The sequence below is a fragment of the Aestuariivivens sp. NBU2969 genome (assembly GCF_019931125.1).
Taxonomy (GTDB): Bacteria; Bacteroidota; Bacteroidia; order Flavobacteriales; family Flavobacteriaceae; genus Aestuariivivens; species Aestuariivivens marinum.
In genome coordinates this window covers 1-5,827 of sequence record NZ_JAIOUU010000043.1, presented here as the reverse complement: position 1 = coordinate 5,827, position 5,827 = coordinate 1, and the positions used below count along the sequence as shown (strand labels likewise).

General features: G+C 30.9%; 5 protein-coding genes and 1 pseudogene. 5 read left to right on the top strand and 1 reads right to left on the bottom strand.

All coding sequences use genetic code 11. The annotated features are described in order from the left end of the window. The first annotated feature begins 377 nt into the window (after window positions 1-377). The 3 genes from K7G79_RS14475 (at window position 378) to K7G79_RS14465 (ending at window position 2,964) form a co-directional block, all read left to right on the top strand. The gene (locus K7G79_RS14475) at window positions 378-815 is read left to right on the top strand and encodes a hypothetical protein (RefSeq protein WP_223552314.1); all 438 of its coding nucleotides are present in this window, start codon (window positions 378-380) and stop codon (window positions 813-815) included. 10 nt (window positions 816-825) lie between these two features. Beyond that, entirely contained in the window at window positions 826-1,635 is an 810-nt protein-coding gene (locus tag K7G79_RS14470) for a hypothetical protein (RefSeq protein ID WP_223552313.1), read from the top strand. Between the two features lie 276 nt (window positions 1,636-1,911). Beyond that, window positions 1,912-2,964: a toxin-antitoxin system YwqK family antitoxin gene (locus K7G79_RS14465; RefSeq protein WP_223552312.1), complete on the top strand. Its 1,053-nt coding sequence runs from the start codon at window positions 1,912-1,914 to the stop codon at window positions 2,962-2,964. Between the two features lie 510 nt (window positions 2,965-3,474). Here K7G79_RS14465 and K7G79_RS14460 read toward each other — a convergent pair. Next, window positions 3,475-4,179, bottom strand: coding sequence for a DUF4382 domain-containing protein (locus K7G79_RS14460; RefSeq protein ID WP_223552311.1), 705 nt, complete (start codon window positions 4,177-4,179; stop codon window positions 3,475-3,477). Window positions 4,180-4,481: 302 nt separating this feature from the next. Here K7G79_RS14460 and K7G79_RS14455 point away from each other — a divergent pair, with 302 nt between their 5' ends. Together K7G79_RS14455 and K7G79_RS14835 are read left to right on the top strand one after the other, a co-directional pair. Beyond that, a complete protein-coding gene (locus K7G79_RS14455; RefSeq protein ID WP_223552310.1) occupies window positions 4,482-5,687 on the top strand; it encodes an Arm DNA-binding domain-containing protein in 1,206 nt (401 codons plus the stop codon). Between the two features lie 43 nt (window positions 5,688-5,730). Further along, window positions 5,731-5,827 (top strand): annotated as a pseudogene (locus tag K7G79_RS14835) (endonuclease); the annotation flags it as partial.

Sequence of the window (5,827 nt, the reverse complement as noted above, 5' to 3'; positions counted from 1 at the left end):
CAAGGATAACTCAGTGCCTTTATTCATCAATGTAATTTAAAGCACAAAGAAAATTATTTTTCTCTTTAGACCCAACTTTTGAGATTGATCCCAAAGAAGCTCTATTACTATATTCTGTTTTATGGTTCGACATTCATTTTTAGAAAAAATCAATATTTTTCGGGTCAATGAAAATAGTAATATTTTAAGATTTAATCCTTTAACATAATATTATAAATATTGCTTTAATGATAAATATCATATAATTAATGGGAATGAGTAATTAAATTAGGAAATTGAAAACATTTTGTGTTCAATTTTTTCTTTCGTTAATTAATCTGATTAAATCACACAAAGGACTTCTCAAAAAACTTAATATCCATCTAAAACAATTAGTTATGAAATTTCTATGTTTAGTAATTTTGATAATTTCTTTTCAATTTTCATCAGCTCAATTAATTGACGGAACAACTACAATGACAACTGAGGAGCAATTTAACTACCACTCGTTTAAACAAAAAAGAAATAAAACTGTAGCCTGGATTTTATTTGGTAGTGGAATATTAATGACTATGTCTGGAATTGTCATTAATAGTGCCGATGAATATGTGGAAGTTTTTACTTTAGGTTTGAAAGAAGTTGAAGACGTTCATAAAGGAGATTGGTTAATTTATGTAGGTGGAGCAGCAACACTTGCGAGTATACCTTTCTTTATATCTGCAGGGAAACATAAGAGTAAAGCTACAGTTACATTAAAAGCTCAGCAAAATTCAGTTGTGCAGGAAACTTTATATAACTCAAATTCTTTGGCTATTGGGTTCAAAATAGACTTCTAAAAAATAATATATGATAAAGAACGTGAATTTATTATATCTATTTAAGTTTTTCTTTTTGGTTTTTATTGTTTCATGTACTGAAATATCTAATGCTCAAAGAAAGGATATCGTTATAAGTGAATATCTTTCAAGTAATTCCGATATGATGAAGGTAAAGATGGGTACTGCATGGTTGGGTAGGATTATGAATTTTAAATTCGGGGATTACACTGTTTTAAGGAAAAGTAGAATGAGGCCTGGGGTTACAGTGCAGAAATCAAATATTCTAGGAACAAAAAGTGAATCTAAAACGAATTACAAGTTTAGTTTTACTCTAACGAATAAAATGGTTGATTCAGCTTTTGTAGATGCTTTGTATAGCAAGAATATTGATAGGATTCATTCCTTTGAATTATTCCATATTTTCTATTTAGGTAGTGATGAAGTTTTAAAAGACTCAACAAATTTTATAGCTAATATTTCACTAAGCAGTAATATTAATGATAAATGGAGCTTGTCATTACAAATTAATTCTGGAACTAAGACTGAATTTAAACATGGAGGTACTCTTACAAATGGAGATAGAGTAATATGGATAGAACCCGTTAGTTCAAATAGGTTTGGAAAGGATAAAAGGTGGTTTCCTGCTCTGGGGTATGAATTTACCGAAAACAAGAAGGCGATATGTGCTGTTCAATACTTTGGTGGCGGTTCATTTGGGTTAAATAAAAATAGAATTTGGATTGATTCGAATTTAAACGAAGAAATGAAACTAATACTAGCTGCTTCTATGGTAGCCATAATGCAATTGAAATTATCAGAAATGTCAGAAGATGAATGATTTAAGACTAAATCATAACAAAAATTATTTTTAAAGAAGTCAATAAAATCATTGAGAAACAATAAGAGTGTGTTTTTTGATATTAAACAAAACACTTGATGTTAATTACTGATATCATAAAATGAAGCAAACTTCATCAATTCTTCATTAAAATAGTTCGACAAAACAATATTAGGGGGAGCAATCTAAAACAAAGCCACTCAATTTTTGGGTGGTTTTTTTATTTCCCAGAATCCATAAAACATAAAATCTTTATCTTTAAAAAATAAAAAAGGTATGAGACAGCTTCTTTTTGTATTGTGTGCAATTCCAGCATTTGTATTCGGACAGGAAACAGAATTCTTAAATGACAAGGATGTGTTTTGGAAAAAGAAATGTGCCTATCATAAAACGGACAGTACCAAAGTGAACGGAGTAATTAAACGATTCCATAAAAATGGTCAGGTTGAAAAGGAAGTGTACGTTGTTGATGGACTTATAAATGGGGAAGTGAGAAGTTGGCATGAAAATGGAATGCTAAGTGGGGTTGGGAATTTCAAAAATTCAATTGTAAATGGAGAGTTTAAACAATGGTATGATAACGGACAATTAAGGGAGCGCAGTACAATGAGGAACAATCCGTTAACTGGAACAACCTCTTACTGGCATAAGGACGGTAGCCCAAAAGGAGAAGAAAACTATGTTAATGGTAAAAAAGAGGGTTTGTATAAGGAGTATTATGAGAGTGGTCATCTAAAAAAAGAGTTGAATGTTGTCAATGGTAAATTGGAGGGATTACAGAGGGAATATTACAGGAATGGTCAATTAAAGTCTGAAATAAAATATGTAGATGGTAAACAAGACGCAGTGATAGGTTATTACAAACGCAGTGATAACCCAAAACGAGAAGAAAATTATGTTGACGGTAAAAAGGAGGGTTGGCAAAGGCGTTATTACCATAACGGTCAGCTAAAGTCTGAAACTAACTATGTCGAGGGCGAACCATCTGAAGAGAAGACCTATTATCCTGATGGCAACCTTAAAAGTGAGATAACATTTGAGTCAGGGGACTGGTTGGTTTTGAAGAAATGGTACAGTGCACATTCAGGTCAACCATCTTCTCTCATGCGTGAAGAAAGAAAGCTAGAAGGGGATATTTGGACCCATAAAGAATGGTATCGGGATGGCACTTTGATGGAGGTCAGCCATACTAATAACAACGGAGAAAGGGTATGGGTTAATCAAAGATTTTACGCTAATGGAGCCCTTGAATATGAAGGCAATTTTGATGAAAACGGTGAAATCATCTCAAGTAAAAGTTGGGACCTGAATGGACAGCTAATGGATTAAACACCGCTTTAATCCATTTGACAACTATTTTTTCAAGTAGTTTCCGAGCTCAAGTGTCAGAAACCTAAGTGTAAGCCGGTTTTTTTTGTATCTACTTACTTTATTAATTGCATTTTATGCATAGTTTCATTTTCCCTTTAAAAGTCCTGATTGGTTTTTACTTTTCTTTTTTTTGGTAATTCAATTGAAATCGCTAAATGCGGTAAAAACTTTTGCGGGGATATTATGAAATAGCATATATCCCATATAAAGCAAAAGAAGTTTTGCCAAGATATGATGAAAAGGCAGAACATTATGAATTTATTGGGGAACGGGTATTTTAATTTTTACTACAATATAATGAAGCAAACTTTGTCAATTCTTAATTAAAATAGTTCGACAAAACAATATTAGGGGGAGCAACTAGCAAAAATCCTTACTAGAAATAGTGGGGATTTTTGGTTTTATAGGGGTGCTAAAAAAGCCATCTACATAGATGGCCTTTAAACATATTATTTTCTTTTTAAAAAATTAATTTAATAAATCAGCGGCCATCTTAATATTGTCTTTTAAAGCATCAGCAATATCCTGATTTCCATCTTCATCATTAGGGAAAATCTCAATCAACCCGTCATTATTATTGTCAGTTGCTTGGCTTAAATCAATTTGATTAAGAGAGCTCAAAAATTGGGAAATATTAAATTGTACGGTAAAATTAACCGTATTGCCTTGAACTAAAACACCTGTACTTCTGCCAACATCAAGATTTTCACTGGTATCATGCCAAAAAACAAATGGAGTCCCATCTATCGTGCCTTCTATATAAATAGATTTGTCAAATAGGTCATTCGAAGCAGGCAGGTCCTCATCCTTGTGAAATTTAAATCGCATTTCTTTATATTTTCCATCAGGAACAAATGCATTTCCTATGGTTTGAGATAATGCATCTGTGTTATCCAATAAATCAATTTGGTATGGACCTCTAAATTGAATTTCATCTGTATCAAGACTGCTATTAATGTCGTCATCGTTTTTAAATACAACGTCCCTTATAGAAATCTTGAAGTCGGTAAAAACGACTTCGGCATTAGCTGTTTTAATACCTGAAGTAAGTTTAGAAGCACTTGAATTACTGGCACTAATAGTTAAATTAACACCTCCATTTTCATCATTATTAGAACAACTTAAAACTAAGATTGATAGTAGGTATAAAATTTTAAAATTTAAATTTTTCATGATTTTAAATAATTTGGGTTTATACGTATATAACAACTAAATAACTGAAACTCCTACCTTTTATTGTTTTTTATCAGAGATGAAAAGTAAAATAAGATGAAGTATGAGCCGAAATTACATTTGTGGCTTGGAGTTTTTTATGCAGTAAAATGAGCTACACATTATAAATAACTGCATTATATGTATTATGTGCATTATCTCCTAAAAATGCCAACTTGCCAAGTTTTTTATCATAAAAAAGTACCCCACTAGGTACCCCAATTATTTCTTCGGGTACCCCAAAAAATTTAAATTCTAAAATTATGAAACTAAATGTACTATTCTTAGTTAGAAAAACTAAGCTTAATAAGAAAGGTATGTGCCCTATTCGTTGCAGGATAACACATAATAAACAAAGACATCAATTTGCAACAGGAATATTCATCAATCCTAAATTCTGGAACAGTAAACAACAAATTGTCAAACCACCAGAACCCGATGCAGAACTGATAAACAGCCAACTAAGCCTTATTAAAACTAAAATTAATAGGGCTTTTTTAATGCTCCAAGTTCAGGAAAATGACTTTACTGTGGAAGACATTTACAAGACCTATAAAGGTGAAAAAATAGAAAAACAATACAATGTCATTGAGTTCTTTGAACGTTACTTAAAACGTCTTAAAACCCTTATTGGGATTGATATCAAGGAGGTGACTTGGAATAAATTCTACTATGTAAAAGAAGATGTAAAAAGGTTCATCAAATGGAAATTTAAGACTAATGACATCCCTCTAAAAGAATTGAAAGCTAATTTCTTAACAGAAGGTTATAATATTGAAAACAATCTAGAAATTTTAGATGGTTATGAATTGAAACCCTTTGGATTTTTTGATTATGAAAAATATCGTTGTGAAACCAAATTTTTAGTTGAATCTAAAACTAAAAATGTGAAAGCAATTTCATTTGTCCTTTCAAAAGAAAAAGAAAATAACGATAAAATTAGATATCTGTGTTTACCAATTAATAATGAAGTCTTATTTAAGAAATTTAAAAAAAAGCATGAAAATTTGGGATTAACCATAATTGAAGTTCTTAATCATTTTGGAAATCTTATGATATCAGGATATGTTGAGCAAATACATAATTCCAATAATAAAGATATAAAGACTACAGATGAAGAATATGAGTTTCTTACCATGAAATATCCTACTTTGAATAATGATTTGTTAGAAGGTTACCAATTTAAAACCTTTATAGAAGAGATAATAGAGGAAAAATATAAATATAATTATCAGTTGTTTGTTGAATCGGAAACCCAAAATGTAAAGGCAGTCTTAATTACACTGACAAAACTTAAAAATAACGATGATAAAATAAAATACCTTTGTATGCCTTTAAACAATCAAGAATTATATACCAAATTTAAAGCAGCTATAATTAATTTGGGAGTTAATATGGGTTTTTATTTAGATGTCTCAAACTTTTCATTAGTATCAAAAATTGTGGACAACCGATACAACTCCAAATAAGCTTAATTTTAAAACCAAAAATTCGTAATTCGGAACGGGAGCAAATACACATAATGCAGGGATGCCAGATGTATTTCTACAATGGAATGTAGAAGACCCTGTTTCTGAATATGAAACCCAGAGAAACACTGTTTTAGAGG